Source organism: Marinomonas sp. G8-14, from assembly GCF_055808935.1.
On sequence record NZ_CM147891.1, the window covers coordinates 1,374,182 to 1,390,778 of the forward strand.

General features: G+C 45.4%; 14 protein-coding genes and 1 other RNA gene. All 15 read right to left on the reverse strand.

Translation table 11 applies throughout. The features are described 5' to 3' along the window. Window position 1 precedes the first annotated feature (1 nt). The 15 genes from murC to AC0L6V_RS07140 all read right to left on the reverse strand — a co-directional run bounded on the left by murC (window position 2) and on the right by AC0L6V_RS07140 (window position 16,570). Window positions 2-1,423: a UDP-N-acetylmuramate--L-alanine ligase gene (murC, locus tag AC0L6V_RS07070; RefSeq protein WP_265220871.1), complete on the reverse strand. Its 1,422-nt coding sequence runs from the start codon at window positions 1,421-1,423 to the stop codon at window positions 2-4. Further along, window positions 1,420-2,493: an undecaprenyldiphospho-muramoylpentapeptide beta-N-acetylglucosaminyltransferase gene (gene murG / locus AC0L6V_RS07075; protein ID WP_265220870.1), complete on the reverse strand. Its 1,074-nt coding sequence runs from the start codon at window positions 2,491-2,493 to the stop codon at window positions 1,420-1,422. The genes murC and murG overlap by 4 nt, the downstream gene beginning before the upstream one ends. After that, window positions 2,490-3,689 carry a putative lipid II flippase FtsW gene (gene ftsW, locus AC0L6V_RS07080; protein ID WP_265220869.1) on the reverse strand — a complete coding sequence of 400 codons (1,200 nt, stop codon included), beginning with the start codon at window positions 3,687-3,689 and terminating at the stop codon, window positions 2,490-2,492. The genes murG and ftsW overlap by 4 nt, the downstream gene beginning before the upstream one ends. Then, entirely contained in the window at window positions 3,686-5,035 is a 1,350-nt protein-coding gene (murD, locus tag AC0L6V_RS07085; RefSeq protein WP_409419592.1) for a UDP-N-acetylmuramoyl-L-alanine--D-glutamate ligase, read from the reverse strand. The genes ftsW and murD overlap by 4 nt, the downstream gene beginning before the upstream one ends. 9 nt (window positions 5,036-5,044) lie before the next feature. Beyond that, the gene (gene mraY, locus AC0L6V_RS07090; RefSeq protein WP_265220866.1) at window positions 5,045-6,127 is read right to left on the reverse strand and encodes a phospho-N-acetylmuramoyl-pentapeptide-transferase; all 1,083 of its coding nucleotides are present in this window, start codon (window positions 6,125-6,127) and stop codon (window positions 5,045-5,047) included. Window positions 6,128-6,141: 14 nt separating this feature from the next. Further along, the gene (locus AC0L6V_RS07095) at window positions 6,142-7,488 is read right to left on the reverse strand and encodes a UDP-N-acetylmuramoyl-tripeptide--D-alanyl-D-alanine ligase (RefSeq protein ID WP_265220865.1); all 1,347 of its coding nucleotides are present in this window, start codon (window positions 7,486-7,488) and stop codon (window positions 6,142-6,144) included. After that, window positions 7,478-8,944 (reverse strand): UDP-N-acetylmuramoyl-L-alanyl-D-glutamate--2,6-diaminopimelate ligase, encoded by a 1,467-nt coding sequence (locus AC0L6V_RS07100; protein ID WP_265220864.1) that lies wholly within the window; start codon window positions 8,942-8,944, stop codon window positions 7,478-7,480. Before AC0L6V_RS07100 ends, AC0L6V_RS07095 begins: the two co-directional genes overlap by 11 nt. A gap of 34 nt (window positions 8,945-8,978) precedes the next feature. Further along, the gene (locus AC0L6V_RS07105; protein WP_418138876.1) at window positions 8,979-10,709 is read right to left on the reverse strand and encodes a peptidoglycan D,D-transpeptidase FtsI family protein; all 1,731 of its coding nucleotides are present in this window, start codon (window positions 10,707-10,709) and stop codon (window positions 8,979-8,981) included. Next, on the reverse strand, window positions 10,706-10,984 hold the full coding sequence (gene ftsL, locus AC0L6V_RS07110) for a cell division protein FtsL (RefSeq protein ID WP_265220862.1): 279 nt from the start codon (window positions 10,982-10,984) through the stop codon (window positions 10,706-10,708). Before ftsL ends, AC0L6V_RS07105 begins: the two co-directional genes overlap by 4 nt. Continuing rightward, entirely contained in the window at window positions 10,977-11,915 is a 939-nt protein-coding gene (gene rsmH / locus AC0L6V_RS07115) for a 16S rRNA (cytosine(1402)-N(4))-methyltransferase RsmH (RefSeq protein ID WP_409419595.1), read from the reverse strand. Before rsmH ends, ftsL begins: the two co-directional genes overlap by 8 nt. Continuing rightward, entirely contained in the window at window positions 11,912-12,367 is a 456-nt protein-coding gene (mraZ, locus tag AC0L6V_RS07120; RefSeq protein ID WP_265221153.1) for a division/cell wall cluster transcriptional repressor MraZ, read from the reverse strand. Before mraZ ends, rsmH begins: the two co-directional genes overlap by 4 nt. Window positions 12,368-12,618: 251 nt before the next feature. Next, an RNA gene (rnpB, locus tag AC0L6V_RS07125) (RNase P RNA component class A) lies at window positions 12,619-12,966 on the reverse strand. A gap of 84 nt (window positions 12,967-13,050) precedes the next feature. Then, window positions 13,051-14,358 carry a sensor histidine kinase gene (locus AC0L6V_RS07130; protein WP_265220861.1) on the reverse strand — a complete coding sequence of 436 codons (1,308 nt, stop codon included), beginning with the start codon at window positions 14,356-14,358 and terminating at the stop codon, window positions 13,051-13,053. Between the two features lie 6 nt (window positions 14,359-14,364). Then, window positions 14,365-15,063 (reverse strand): response regulator transcription factor, encoded by a 699-nt coding sequence (locus tag AC0L6V_RS07135; protein WP_111607258.1) that lies wholly within the window; start codon window positions 15,061-15,063, stop codon window positions 14,365-14,367. Window positions 15,064-15,271: 208 nt separating this feature from the next. Further along, window positions 15,272-16,570 carry an adenylosuccinate synthase gene (locus AC0L6V_RS07140; protein ID WP_265221151.1) on the reverse strand — a complete coding sequence of 433 codons (1,299 nt, stop codon included), beginning with the start codon at window positions 16,568-16,570 and terminating at the stop codon, window positions 15,272-15,274. Window positions 16,571-16,597 lie beyond the last annotated feature (27 nt).

Sequence of the window (16,597 nt, forward strand, 5' to 3'; positions counted from 1 at the left end):
GTTAAATACCGCTCACTGATAATTTTTTGGATACCATACCAATATCGCCTGCCCCTTGCGTAATCAACAAATCCCCATCACGCAAAACGTTACTCAAAATAGAACGCAAATCCGCTTCACTGCCAACATGAATAGGATCAACATTGCCACGCTGGCGAATGCTGCCGCATAATGAACGACTGTCCGCCCCATTGATCGTGTTTTCACCCGCCGAGTACACATCAAGCAACAGCAACACATCCACTTGAGACAAAACGCGTACAAAATCCTCATACAGATCACGAGTTCGAGTGTAGCGGTGCGGCTGATAGACCATTACCAAACGCTTTTCGGGCCAACCTGCACGAATCGCCTTTATCGTTGCCAGCACTTCACTAGGATGATGACCGTAATCATCGACGAACATCACGCTTGAGCCATCTGATAATGCCAACGGTTTTTGCTCTTGAAAACGACGCCCAACCCCCTCAAACCCCATCAGGCCAGCTTGAATAGCCGCGGCATCTACTCCCAAATCCGTTGCAACTGCAATGGTCGCCAGGGCATTCAGCACATTATGACGACCCGGCATAGGCAGGCGAATTTTCAGCGAATCACCATCTGGACGGTGCGCCAAAAACTCACAATAGCGTCCGATTTGCACAATATCCGTCGCATAAAAATCCGCTTCTTGATCGATGCCATACGTCAAAATAGGTCGACTCAATGATGGCAAAATTTCACGAACGTTTTCATCATCAATACACATCACAGCGAGACCGTAGAAAGGCAAATTATGCACAAACTCGATAAAGGTATGCTTGACCTTTTCAAAGTCACCGTCATAGGTGTCCATATGGTCTGCATCGATATTGGTGACGATTACGGTTTGCGGCTGCAAATGCAGAAATGACGCATCACTCTCATCCGCTTCCGCCACAAGATAAGCACTACTACCTAGCTGCGCATTGGCACCAGCACTTGTCAAACGACCACCTATTACAAAGGTTGGCGCTTCACCAGTCGCCGCCAAAATAGACGCCATTAAACTCGTGGTCGTGGTTTTTCCATGCGTACCCGCAACAGCAATGCCATGACGATAACGCATCAATTCTGCTAGCATCTCCGCTCGACGAACAATAGGAATACGATTCTCTTTACCCCAAATAATTTCTGGGTTTTTCTCATTGATCGCCGTAGAAACAACAATGACGTGAGCGTCATAAACGTTTTCTTCCACGTGCCCAAGATATACCTTAATACCAAGCCCTACTAAGCGCTCTGTTGTTGATGACGCTTTCAAATCAGAGCCAGACACTTGGTAACCCTGGTTATGCAATACTTCAGCGATACCACACATACCCACACCGCCAATACCGATAAAGTGGATATTCTGAATACGGCGCATGGTAGGAATATCGTACTGAGCTTTATTATCAATCATGATTTTATTAACCTTAAACAATATGCAACAACATCTTGTGTCGCATTGGGATGAGCCATTAATTTCGCTTGCTCACCCATTTTCAATAACGTCTCCTCACTATCTATAAAACCAGAAAGCAAAGAAATAACTTTTTCGCAGTTCAACTGCGTCTGAGGCAGCAGATAGGCCGCCCCAACCTGTTCTAAATAACGAGCATTTGCAGTCTGGTGATCATCAATTGCAAGTGGATAAGGCACCAAAATAGAAGGTAGTCCTGCTACAGCCAACTCACTCACTGTCATGGCACCTGCTCGACACAATACAATGTCTGCCCAATAATAGGCCTGATCCATGTTATCTAAGTAGGCTTCAACACGAGCCTCTACGTTCGCCTCTTGGTAACGCTCAGAAACTTCTTCAAAATGACGCATACCCGTTTGGTGCCAAACATCCAGACGCTGAGAAAACGGCCATTTTACCAAAACCTGCGGTATCACATCATTGATAGCTTTCGCCCCTAAGCTGCCTCCAACAACGAGCAATCGCAATGGCCTTGCACTGCCACTTCTTGGCTCTCGAACACGCTGCTTTAAAATATCACTACGAATAGGGTTGCCAACACTAATAGCGTCGTTAAGTGCACCGTTGAAAGCCTGCAACCTCACACTTGCAACTCTGGCAAGTAGCTTATTCGTTGTTCCGGCAACGGCATTTTGCTCGTGTATCGCTAACGGTATACCTAAAAGTCGAGCAGCCAAACCACCTGGTCCTGCAACAAACCCCCCCATACCTAAAACAATATCCGGTTTCACTTTTTGCAAAACAGCCACCGCCTGACCAACGGCGTGTAAAATTCTAAAAGGGGCCGCTAGCAGGCCAAATATACCCTTCCCCCTTACCCCCTTAATCGACAAAGAATGCAAATCTATGTCATGTTTAGGCACAAGAGACTCTTCCATTCCACCTTTAGAACCAAGCCACTGTACGTGGACCCCTTGATCCTTAAAGTTCTGCGCACAGGCCAAGGCTGGGTAAATATGCCCTCCTGTTCCGCCAGCCATTATAATGACTTTTTTTACCTTATTCATTTCCTGCTCTCTTTCATGCCACTTACATCAGATGAATCCGTGTTAACGCCATACTCGACCCGACGATTCTCGACATCCACTCGCGCCACAACAAACAGACTACCCAAAGTAATAATTAGACTACTACCACCATAACTAATCAAAGGTAATGTCAAACCTTTTGTCGGTAAAAAACCCGTATTCACTCCGATATTTATAATCACTTGCGCTAGAATCAAAATGGCAAAACCAAAGCACATATAACCAGCAAAAGGACGAGAAAGAGCCATGGCTTTATGACCGATTTTGAAAGCACGCCCGACCATTAAAGCAAACAAACAAATCAGCAACAGCCCACCAAACATGCCCGTTTCTTCGACCCAAATAGAAAACACAAAGTCCGTATGCGCTTCTGGCAAATAAGCCAATTTCTGTACGCTATTTCCCAAGCCCAAACCAAACCACTCACCTCGGCCATAAGCTATTAACGCCTGACTAAGTTGATACCCCTCGTTAAAAGGATCAGCCCATGGATCAATAAAATTCAACAGACGCTTCAAACGGTAACTTTCTGAAATCGCCACGACACCAAGCATACAAACCGCTGCCACCATCAGTAATAAAAACTGATACAAAGGCGCCCCACCCAAAAAAAGCAGCACCATCACGGTACCCAGCAAGACAACAGAAGCCCCGAAGTCTGGCTCAAATAGCAAAAAGAGAAGAAAGATACTACATAGACAAAGAGGTAAAACGAACCCTACCCAACTTTCCCTAACGCGATCCGCTCTTCGAACCAAATAGCCAGAGACATAGACCACCATACAAACTTTTGCGACCTCAGAGGCCTGAAGATTAAACACCACCAAATTGATCCAACGACGACTGCCGTTGACGCTTTTCCCAATACCAGGAACCAGTACAAGAATCAGCAAAATTAAAGACAATCCCATCATAAGGATGCCCCATTGCTGTAATTGGCTTGTAGGCAACGACAACAGCAGCCAACCAAAAGCCAACCCCAGAACAAGATAAAGCAGCTGCCTTCTCATAAAAAAATAAGGATGGCCGTGAATACTTTCTGATATGGAGATTGACGCACTGGACACCATCACCATGCCCAGTGCCAAAATAGAAATGACAGCGGCAAGAAAAAGCGCATCAACCTTTACAAACTCGCGCCAAGACACACGATCAAATATGCTGAGCCATGTCATAACTCTGCAACCAAACGAGCAAAGTGCCGACCGCGCATTTCGTAGTTCTTATACATATCTAAGCTCGCGCAGGCTGGAGAAAACAAAGCAATCTCTCCTTCCTGACTGTCCTTAGCAATACTTAATACAATCTGATCCAATGTGTCGAAATGCTTAACCTCGACATCTGGCGACAACACCTCAGCAATACGATTCGCGTCTTTACCAAATAAATAAACAATGCGCACAAGATCCTGAATGGGCTTAGCAAGAGCACGAAAATCTGCACCCTTTCCTTCACCACCGGCTATCAACAACACCTTTTTATTGGCTGTAGAACCAAGCCCTTGTAACGCCGCTAACGTAGCGCCGACATTGGTTCCTTTAGAATCATTAATATACGTTACACCGTCTAGCACTCGAACGGTTTCACAGCGATGAGGCAAACCACCAAAGGTTTTCAATACCTCCCCTACTGCATCAGACATAACGTCTACGCCAAGCAACTCAAGCATGGCCAAAGCCGCCAACACATTAGCGTGATTATGCGAGCCTTTTAGGGCAATTTGAGACGTGTGATAAAGGCGTTCAACACCTTTGCACAACCAAGCGCCATCCCCATCTTTGAGCATGCCATACTCTTTTAGATCAGGGCTCTTTGTAGTGAAAGCACGAACAGGAACACCTTCCGCCAACAGGGGAGCGGTTAAAATATCTTGCTTATTGCAAACAGCGGCTTTACAGCCACGATATACTTTCTGTTTGGCTCGTTGATATTCATAAAGATCCTTGTAACGATCCATATGATCTTCAGACACATTCAGTAGGCAAGCCAAATCAGCTTGTAGGGCGTGAGTTGTTTCAAGCTGGAAGCTAGACAACTCAAGCACGTAGAAATCCGTACCAGGAGAAAGAAGATCCAACGCTGGCAAGCCTAAATTACCACCTGCTTTGGTATTTTTACCACAAGCTTGCAGCAACATCGCCACTAAAGTCGTCACCGTACTTTTCGCATTAGACCCTGTAATAGCAACAAAGGGTGCGTCAACATAATCACAAAACAAATCGATGTCACCGCGCATCGCCACACCACGCTCAGCCAAGCGCGCCAAAACAGGTGTACGCAATGCGATACCAGGACTGACAAACAACTCAGTCACCCCTAGCGTTTCAAGCACATCTAGATCACCGGTAAAAATACGATCTTCGGAACAAAACGCTTTTGCTTGCTCTAAACCAGGTGGATTCTCACGGGAATCCACCACATAAAACTCAATGCCTTTGCTGGCTAAAAAGCGTACGCAAGACAAGCCTGTCACACCCAAGCCGACAACGGCTCTTACCCGATCTGACCCGATCAACGACATGCTAAACTCCTAACGTACTTTTAAGGTGGCAAAACCCACTAAAACGAGGCAAACCGTAATAATCCAAAAACGCACAATCACTTTTGGCTCAGCCCAACCTTTTAACTCAAAATGATGGTGAATCGGTGCCATTCGGAATATTCGTCGTTTGGTTAACTTATAGGAAGCGACTTGCAGTATTACGGAGACTGTTTCCATCACAAAAACGCCACCCATAATAAACAACACCAACTCTTGACGAACGATAACAGCAATCGTGCCTAACGCCGCACCTAACGCCAGAGAACCCACGTCCCCCATAAAAATTTGAGCAGGATAGGTGTTAAACCATAAAAAGCCCAACCCCGCCCCAGCCAGCGCAGCACAAAACACCAGCAGCTCTCCAGAACCATGCACATAAGGGATAAGCAAGTAATCGGCAAAACGAATATTGCCGGTTAAATACGCAAAAACACCCAGCGCACCGCCCACTAAGACCGTTGGCAAGATAGCCAACCCATCCAAACCATCGGTTAAATTCACTGCGTTACTAGTACCCACGATAACGAAATACGTCAGCACAATAAAAAACGCGCCTAAAGGAATAGCCACATCTTTAAATAGAGGCACAATCAACGCTGTTTCCGCGGGCGTACTGGCGGTGTAATACAAATAAAACGCAGCGGCGAGACCAAATACACTTTGCCAAAAATATTTCCAGCGCCCAGGGAGACCACGTGGGTTTTTCTCTACCACTTTTCGGTAATCATCTACCCAGCCAACAACGCCAAATGCCAACATCACTAGCAGCACGACCCAAACATACTGATTGCGCAAATCCCCCCACAAAAGGGTACTGACAGAAATGGAAAAAATAATCAGCGCCCCGCCCATTGTTGGCGTTCCCGCTTTCGACAAATGCGTCTGAGGGCCGTCATTACGTACTGCTTGACCAATTTGTAAACGTTGCAACAAGACAATGACTTTATTGCCAATAAGAAGAGAAATAGCCAATGCCGTAAGAACACCCAAAATAGCGCGCAAAGACAAATAATTAAATACAGTAAAAAATGTATGGTATTTACTTAAATAAGCCGTTAAGAGAAGTAACATTGGTAAGGAATATCCTAATTAATTAATGCTTCAATGACATTTTCCATCTTAGCCGAGCGAGAACCTTTGACTAAAATGGCGTGTTTTTTATCTAATGGACGAACTACTGTCGCCGCTTCATTATGCGTATTACAAAATATTGCATTACCACCTTCGCTTCGAAAAGCCGCGCCAGCAATACCTGCTATAGGACCAACACAAATCAAACACGAAATCCCTTTACTCTTAGCATACACCCCTAACTCGTGATGAATACTGTCTCGCTGATCCCCAAGCTCGGCTAACGCACCTAAAATCAACCAAGTTTCTTCTACCGACTGTATCGCCAATACATCAATTGCCGCTTTGACCGATGACGGGCTGGCATTATAACAATCATCAATTAATAGCGCGCCATTTTTTGTTTTTAGACGCTCTAACCTGCCTGAAACCAACACTGGCGAAGCCAATTTAGCGACCGCTTCTTTAAAATCAACTCCGATGACTAACATAGCCAACACCACAGCCATGCCATTTGCAATCTGATGCCGACCAGCGCCCCCAACACACACAGGAAGAGCAACGCCTCGATAATGAAATACCGCCCTGCTCGATTCCGCCCCCAATTCTAAATTAGAGGCATACAAATCCGCAGACTCAGTAAAACCAAAAGAATACACTTTTCTACCGTCCGCGATACCACACCAATAATCAAAAAAGGCATCATCTGAATTAAGAATAATGTTGGCATCAGGAGCAGCGCCCGAAATCAAACCACCTTTTTCTTTAGCAATGCCTTCGAGACTACCCAATCCTTCAAAATGACTGCCAGTCGCATTCGTCAAGACCACTACGTCAGGAAAAGCAATTCTAGCCAATAAAGGGATTTCACCCAAAAAACTAGTACCTGTCTCAACCACGGCAACATCATGATGCTTTTCCAATTCAAGCAGCGTTTGCGGCACACCTATCTGATTGTTCAAATTGGCGCGTGTTTTTAACACATTTTTGCCAGAAAGTGACTGCGCTAACCAATCCTTTACGGTTGTTTTACCATTACTGCCAGTAATACATACAACAGGCACCTTAAAAGCACCACGGATCAAGCGGGCAATGGCACCATAAGCCAATGAGGTATCTGCCACTTTGACATAATTAGGCACATCAACATCATACTCAGACACAACCGCGATCGCACCATTATCAATCGCCTGCTTCACATAGTCATGCCCATCAAAGCGGGCACCTTTCAACGCCACAAAAAGACAACCAGGAGACAACTTCCTAGTATCAGTGACAACCGCATTTAGAGCGCAGTTCTCACCAACAAGCTTGCCATTACAGGCCAGAGCGATATCCGAAAGAGTCAAATCAATTAACATAAGCTTCTACCGCCCTCAACGCCTCTTCTTTATCATCAAAATGATGCTTAACACCTTCAATATCTTGATAAGTTTCATGCCCTTTACCAGCAATCAAAATCACATCCTCTGGGCCAGCGGATAAGATAGCCTGACGTATCGCAACACGACGATCAGGCTCAAAACTAAAAGCCTCTCCTTGATCGGTTTGCGCTAAAATATCGGAAAAAATTTGCTCTATCGACTCAGTGCGAGGATTATCAGATGTTAACCATACATAATCAGCATTTTGCATAGCCGCCGCCATCATTAAAGGTCGTTTACCTCTATCCCTATCACCACCACAACCAAATACACAAATCAGCCGACTACTGGAATGCGCTTTCAAGGCTTGTAACGCCACCGCTAACGCATCGGGAGTGTGGGCATAATCCACCACAACAAGCGGTGAATGAGGTAAATGGACTTTTTCCATTCGACCAGGTGCGCCAGACAAGCAGGACAAACCAGCGATCAAACGCTCTTTGTCATCAACATAAGCCCAAAGACTGGCCAAAGCAGCTAATGCATTTTGCACGTTGAACCGACCCAATAAGGGTAAAAACACCGGCACTTCACCGTCTGGATGACACAGAATAAATCGACATCCTGCTGACTCCAGCACTAACTGCTTAACATAAAAGTCGGCCGCTGAATGTTGCTCACTGTAATAATAACGATGTGCATCAACCGCACCTTCAGCCATAAGACCAACATAGGAATCATCAAGACACAGTATGGCATGCGCCACACTAGGAAAGGCAAAAAGTCGTTGCTTTGCCAGTGCGTATGAATTCATATCACCATGATAATCAAGATGATCACGAGAAAGGTTTGAAAACACTGCAGTCTGAAAGGGTACGCCTTCAAGACGCCCCTGATCCAAAGCATGAGAAGAGGCTTCAAAAGCGACAAAATCCACACCTGAGTCCGCCATTGCCATCAAAATAAGGTGCATTGACAAAAGATCTGGCGTTGTTTGTTTTGACTCAGACAATTTATCCAAGGGACCCACACCAAACGTCCCCACCAAACCACTCTTAAAGCCAACAAATTGAGCCAATTGAGCCACATAGAAACAAATAGAAGATTTTCCATTCGTACCAGTCACCGCCACCATGTTTTTCGGCATGCGTCCAAAACATGCATGCAAACATACAACTAACAACTTGGCTGGATCAGCAACTGACAGAAGCTCAATATCATTGCGCTGCAAATGAAGATATTCAGGAACGACCGCTACTTTGCAACCTAATGCAACCACTTGGTCCAGGTGATCCCAACCATTTGATGCGACGCCCGGCAAAGCAAAAAACACCGCATCGCCATCCACTTTTCGACTGTCAGTCTCCAAATGGCTATAAACAGCAAAATGCGGAATGTCCTCTAAAGGACACCCCGCCAAATCGAGTAATTGAGTATGATGAATTTGACCCATCTAACCACCCTGCACCACTTGGTAAGGCGCTTTCTTAGGCTGCAAACGCACTTCTCTGAGTCCCTTCAGGTAAATCAGGGTAAATATTCAATGTTGTCAGCGCCCCTTCCATGACCCGAGAAAAAACAGGGGCAGCAACTTCACCACCATAATATTCTCGACCTTTAGGGTCATTAATCATGACTACCATCGCCAGTCTTGGGTCAGATGCTGGAGCAACACCCGCGAAAAGAGCAATATATTGATCGTATTCATACCCCTTTGAACCCACTTTATGAACCGTACCCGTCTTACCCGCTACACGGTATCCTGGAATTTGTGCGGCCTTGCCGGATCCTCGCTGCACAACGGCTTCCATCATTTTCACCACATCTTGAGCAACTTTATTCGGAATCACTTGCTTTCCGTCGGCCGGAGCATCTTGTTTGAAAATAGTAACTGGAACTCGATAGCCGCCATTAGCCAGCGTCATATAAGCCTGCGCCAGCTGAAGAGTGGAAACAGACAAGCCATAGCCATAGGATAGGGTTGCAATTTCTGACGGGTGCCACTTAGGATGAGAAGGCAACACACCTGACGCCTCTCCAGGAAAACCAATCCCCACCGGAGAACCTATTCCTAACTCATAATCCATATTCCAAATAGCATCTTGTGGAAGTGACAAGGCTATCTTAGAAGCACCAACGTTACTTGACTTGATTAACAGTTTTTCAAAATCAATAACACCATAATTAGCCGCATCACGAATGGTAAAACGCCCAAATCTCATAAAGCCTGGCGACGTGTTAATCGTCGTTTCTGTCGTATATTGTCCAGACATCAACGCCGCAGAAATAGTGAAAGGCTTCATTGTTGAGCCAGGCTCAAACAGATCAATCACCGCACGATTACGCAACTCTTCGTATTCAAGTTTAGAGCGATCATTAGGATTGTAGGACGGCTGGTTAACCATCGCCAGAATTTCACCCGTTTTCACATCCAAAATCACCGCAGACGCCGATGTAGCACGATGCTCTGTCACCGCTGCTTTCAACTCTCGATAAGCCAAATATTGCAATCTAAGATCAATACTCAACTCAATATTTTCACCTGGGTGCTCAGCCTCTTCCACACCCACACCGCGAATAATATTCCCCGTCAGATCCTTTACATAACTGCGACGACCAGGCTGCCCTTCTAGAGCCTGATCATAGGCAAGTTCAATGCCTTCCTGCCCCTTATCATCAATATTGGTAAAACCAACAACATGAGCAGCTACTTCACCAGCAGGGTAAAAGCGCTTGTATTCTTTTGTTTTACTCACACCAACCACGTTCGCCGCCATGATAGCGTCGGCTTCATGGGGTGGTATTTGCCGCTTTAGATACATAAAAGAGCGACTTTTATTTGCTTCAAACCTTTCTTGCAGCCAAGCTCTACCAACACCCATCACCTCAGCGAGACGCTTAATCTCCTCTTCGGGTCCCACGTTTTGAGAAGGATCTCGCGGCAACTTCCACAATGCCTTAGGATTCGCAATAATGGTCCACGTCGGCGTACTCACTGCCAAAGGCTCGCCACGGCGGTCCAGTATCATGCCTCGGGTGGCTGGAATAGCCTCTGTTCTCACGGCTCGAATTTCGCCCTGATTTTGTAAAAAATCCTTATCCACCACCGTTAAGTAGAAGAGACGGCCTCCGGCAACAAGAAACAACAGCAATGCGAAGCCGTATACGAAGATAAAGCGCCATTTTCCTGGGGTTTGAACACTGTTTTCAATATTCATGGTTTCACTATTATCAATTCATCCTGAGAAGGTGCATGCATTTGCAAATCTTTAATTGCCGCCTGTTCTAGGCGACTTGGTTGGGTTAGTGCGCTTTGCTCAAGCAACAACTGCCCCCATTTCACTTCATAATCCACTTCATCCTGCTTCAACGTTTGAAGATAAGAGAAGTCTTTTCTAAAATCGTAAACTTGAATCACCACCGCCATGGACACCATGGTCAAAACCAAAACCCCAACAATAAATATCAGCGGCAAAAAACGCGCGTTAATCACTGACTCGCTCCAAAACACGCAACACAGCACTTCTGGACCGGACGTTCTCACTCACTTCCGATTGAGATGGTTTGATCGCCTTACCCACGGCTTTAAACTTAATATCAAGGTGCGCGTTTTGAATCGGCAAATGTCTTGGCAACTCAGGCCCTTTTGCTTTTAACTTCATGAAACGCTTAACAATTCGATCCTCAAGAGAGTGAAAGCTAATAACGGCCAAACGCCCACCCACTTTTAGAGCTTGCGCGGCGGCATCCAGCCCCACCTCCAAATCCCCTAGTTCATTATTGATATGAATTCGAATACCTTGAAAAGCCCGAGTCGCAGGGTTTTTGCCTTTTTCCCAAGCAGGGTTTGCTTCCGCAATAATTTTTGCCAACTGAAGAGTGGTTAAAATCGGCGTATGTGAACGGTATTCACAAATGGCTTTTGCAATACGACGGGAAAAACGCTCTTCACCATATTGATACATCACATCTGCTAACTCTTTTTCATGAACAGAAGCAATCCATTGAGCGGCACTAATGCCTTTCTCTGGATTCATTCGCATATCCAGCGGACCATCATTCATGAAGCTAAAACCACGCTCAGCATCATCAATCTGGGGAGAAGAAACCCCCAAATCCATCATCACACCATCTACTTTATTCACGCCAAATACAGCAGAAATATGCTCCGCCATATTCGCAAAACTGTCTTGAACGATAGTGAAACGAGTATCTTCTTGCTCTAAAGATTTACCATGACGAATAGCCACCGGATCTTTATCAAAACCGAGTAAACGTCCTTTATTGAGTTTTTCCAACACCAAACGAGTATGGCCACCACGACCAAACGTGCCATCAACATAAAGACCATTCACGTCGGTTACTAGCATATCGACGGACTCATTAAGCATGACGCTTATGTGTTCTGCCATCGTCTTTGTCATAAAGAAATATCCATCATGGTTTCTGTTTGTAAGTCCACAAGAGCATCTTGGGACAAATAATCTTCACGCTGAGCTTCCCATTCCTCTTGGCTCCAAATTTCTAATTTTTTGCCTTGTCCAAGGATGGTCAATTTCTTATCTAAGCGAGCAAATTCACGCAGCGGTGCAGGCAATAAAATTCTACCCGCGTTATCCACTTCCAAATCAGTTGCATGTCCCACCAATAGACGCTGAAGACGTCTAGCCTGAGGCTGAAAAGTTGGCAGCTTGTCTAACTTTTGCTGAATCAACTCCCACTCAGACAAGGGGTAAAGCAGTAAACACCGAGAAACAGGATCTATGGTAACCACTACGCCGTCATCGTCGTATTGGGCAAGATCATCACGCAAGCGTGCAGGAAGCGACATACGCCCCTTTGCATCCATACTTACTTGATGAATCCCACGAAACATTGCCATATCCCACTTATCGACACTTTATCCCACAATTTAACACCTTTTTATCAAAATAGTAAAAAAATATTGCGTAAAAATGAAAACAGACAAAAAACGGGCACAAAAAAACCGCTCATGAAGCGGCATTTGATTAAAAACAAAACAAAAAAAGACTAAAATGAAAATTCAGGTAATGAGAGACTAAAAGAACAACCTAGCCATTAGGTCGACTGCATGAGCCTGAAAGGGAAACATAAAAGGAAGAAGAAATTGCAAGTTGGCCGATAAGCCGGGTTCTGTCGTGGACAGTCATTCATCTAATACGTACATCACTGCACGTCTTTAGCAACCTACCCGAACTCAGCGCGGGTCACGCCAAAGAGTTCCTATTTGGTCTTGCTTCAAGTGGGGTTTACCTAGCCACGAACTGTTGCCAGTCGCGCGGTGCGCTCTTACCGCACCATTTCAACCTTACCGGCAGTAAACTGCTTAGGCGGTGTATTTTCTGCTGCACTTTCCGTAGGCTCACGCCCCCCAGGCGTTACCTGGCACTTTACCCTGCGAAGCCCGGACTTTCCTCCCCCAATAAATCGAGCGGCGACTGCCTAGCCAACTTGCGACGGGCATGTTACTTACCTATGAAGACAATAACAAGGGCTTTTTTCCAAAAGCGCAATACAACACTCTTTCTAGAAGACCACCTAAGCCACTGGCAGCTGGAAACACACTTCCAATCCACCCTCTTCACGATTGCGAGCCATTATTTGCCCCTTGTGCGCACGAATAATACGCTGAGAAATAGTAAGACCCACACCAAACCCACCACTATTCGCCTCTCTCGCCTCAGAAGAGCGATAAAAGGCGTGGAATATTTTCTCTAACTTATCATCAGAAACACCAGGACCATTGTCACGCACATAAATAAAGGCCGTGCCTGCCTTTTCCTGAGTTTCAACCTCAATCACTCCACCACAACCTGCATAAAAACAGGCGTTACGAAGCACATTCTCAATTGCATGACGCAATTGAAGAGGGTCGCCTAAAATGGTTTTCGGGATACGACCAATTTTCGTCACCGAAATCCCTTTAAGCTGACTCTCAAAACTCACATCCGCAACAATTTCACTTAACCATTCCTGAAGATCCATCTCTTCTTTTATAAGAGAGGCAGCCTCTAGGCGACTTAAAGTCAACACCTGACCAATCAATTCATCAAGCTCATGCAGTTCGGTGCGTATGCGGTGAAGATAACCCTTTTGCGCTTCCGCTCCATACTTATCTTCCGCAATAGTGAGCGCCACCTCAATCCTAGCAAGTGGCGTTCTTAACTCATGAGAAACATCTCGCATCAAACGCTCTTTGGACGACAGTAATGTTTCAATTCTCACCGCCATCTCATTAAACTCACGCGCCAACTTACCGACGGCATCGCTTCTTCGTGCTAACTTATTTTCTACCCTAGCGGTCATATCCCCTTGCCCAAAAGAACGCGCCACACGCTGCAACTTGAGCAAAGGCCCCAACAACCAATAAGCCAACACACCACTTGAAACAAGCAAACCAAGCAAAGAAAAACCAACCACAGCCTCAGGCGCTAATGAACTAATTTCAGGGTCAGGTTTAAATATCAGTAAATATTGGACATTATTACCGCCAATTACCTGAATAAACTGACTATGCAAGAAATCCGCCGCTGGCCGAGTGGATGAACTCGGCGTATTCTGCTCTCTAAAATTACGCGGTAAAGGCTTAAGAAGGGGTCGACCATTTTCTTGATACAAGTAAATGGTCCCAGACAAACGCTTCTCAGCCTTTTTCGTTTCTTCTTGCAAAGAAACAATACCAAACTTTTCATACCCAGCGACCAGCTGAACACCGACATCACCCAATAAATCAGCGGACACCTGGTTGCGTTTCTGAATAAACTGCACCATCCCTAAACCAATACTAACTACAATAATATTGGACAGTAACACCACCAGAAACACACGCAGAAAAGTATTTTTCATAAAAAATTAAGCACCCTGCTCATTTGACACAAAAATATAACCAACACCACGCACTGTTTTAATGCGCGGATCGCCATTTTCCAAATTGCCGATCTTCTTGCGCAGATTACTGATATGCATATCCAAACTACGGTCATACATAGTCAACTTACGGCCTAATGCTTTTTCAGAAAGCTCCTGCTTAGTTAGCACCTGACCAGGGGCCATCAACATACACTCCAACAAAGTATATTCAGAGGTAGTTAACTCTACCAATTCACCCTCAAGATAAACCGTACGATCTTTACGACGCAACAACACACCAGAAAGATCGATATCTGCTGTTGGATCATCTTCGCGCTCTTGGCTAGCTCGACGCAAAATCGCTTTAATACGCGCCAGCAACTCACGTGGGTTGAACGGTTTTGACAAATAATCGTCTGCCCCCATCTCCAAACCAAGTATACGATCAATGTCATCGCCTTTTGCTGTCAACATAATAACGGGCACAGCACTCTTGTTACGAATCTGCTTTAACGTTTCAAAACCATCCAATTCCGGCATCATAACATCCAGAATAATAATATCTGGCATATCAGCCGCCATCAGCTCTAAAGCCTCACGACCATTCCAAGCATGAGCAACCTCATAGCCCTCACCATCAAAGTATTCCTTTATTAGATCCGACAAACGAGCATCATCATCAGCAAGCAATAACTTAACCATAAATATTTCCTCTCATTTTTCCATTATTTAGCAGACGGTTACATCGCCATAAATTCAATTGTAAATATTACCTTAGTGCCCAGCAAACTCCTCCCCCTCTTTTCACTCTATTTACAAAGAATACTAATATGATGAACTTAGCTAGGCGCAAGAACAAAAAAAGCCGCAAAATGCGGCTTTTTTACCATCCAATAAAATACGCTACGACTTAGTGCTTGAAAGGATCGCGCAGTACAATCGTTTCGTTACGGTCTGGACCAGTAGAAATAATATCCACAGGCACACCCACTTGCTCTTCTAAGAAACGAATATAGTCTTGAGCATTTTTAGGCAAAGCTTCGAAACTTGGCGCACCAACCGTCGATTCAGTCCAACCAGGCATCTCGACATAGACAGGCTTGGCTTGCTCATACCCTTCACTATCAACCAACGAACCCGCAACTGGATTACCATTAGCATCAGCGTAAGAAACACAAACTTTAATGACAGACGAACCGTCGAGCACATCCAACTTAGTTAAGCAGATACCAGATACAGAGTTAATCTGAACCGCATGACGCAAAGCCACCGCATCAAACCAACCACAACGACGCGAACGCCCCGTTGTCGCACCAAACTCATGACCGCGACGACCTAGACGCTCACCGTCTTCGTCAAACAGTTCTGTTGGAAATGGACCAGACCCTACACGAGTTGTATAAGCCTTGGTAATCCCCAACACATAATCCAAGTACAAAGGACCAAACCCTGTACCGGCAGGCGCTCCGCCCGCAGTTGTATTGGAAGATGTTACATAAGGATAAGTACCATGATCCACATCTAATAATGAACCTTGCGCACCTTCGAACATAATGTTCGCACCCGCTTTACGCAAATCATGCAACAAAGTAATGGTATCCGCCACCATTGGTCGCAAAAACTCGGCCATTTCCAAGCCTTCAGCGTAAACCTTATCAAAAGAAATAGGCTCTACTTTGTGGTAATTCGTCAAAATAAAATTATAGTACTCAAGCACTTCTTTCAGCTTAGTAGCAAAGCGCTCAGAGTCCAACAAGTCACCAACTCGGATAGCACGGCGAGCTACTTTATCTTCATAAGCAGGCCCAATACCTCGACCCGTTGTACCGATCTTTTTCTCACCCTTAGCAAGCTCACGAGCCTGATCAATCGCAATATGGTAAGGCAGAATCAATGGACAAGCAGCACTGATTTTCAAGCGCTCGACGGCAGGCACACCTTGCTCAAGAAGTTCAAGCACTTCCGTCTTCAATGCTGCCGGAGACAAGACAACACCATTACCTATGATGCACTGAACACCATCACGCAAGATACCAGAAGGAATCAAATGCAAGACGGTTTTCTTGCCATCGATCACCAAGGTGTGGCCAGCATTGTGACCACCTTGAAAACGTACAACTGCAGCAACATCCTCAGTAAGCAGGTCGACAACCTTACCCTTACCTTCATCGCCCCATTGAGTGCCTAGAATAACAACATTTTTACCCATAATTTCAGGTCTCATTTAGATAGTTCT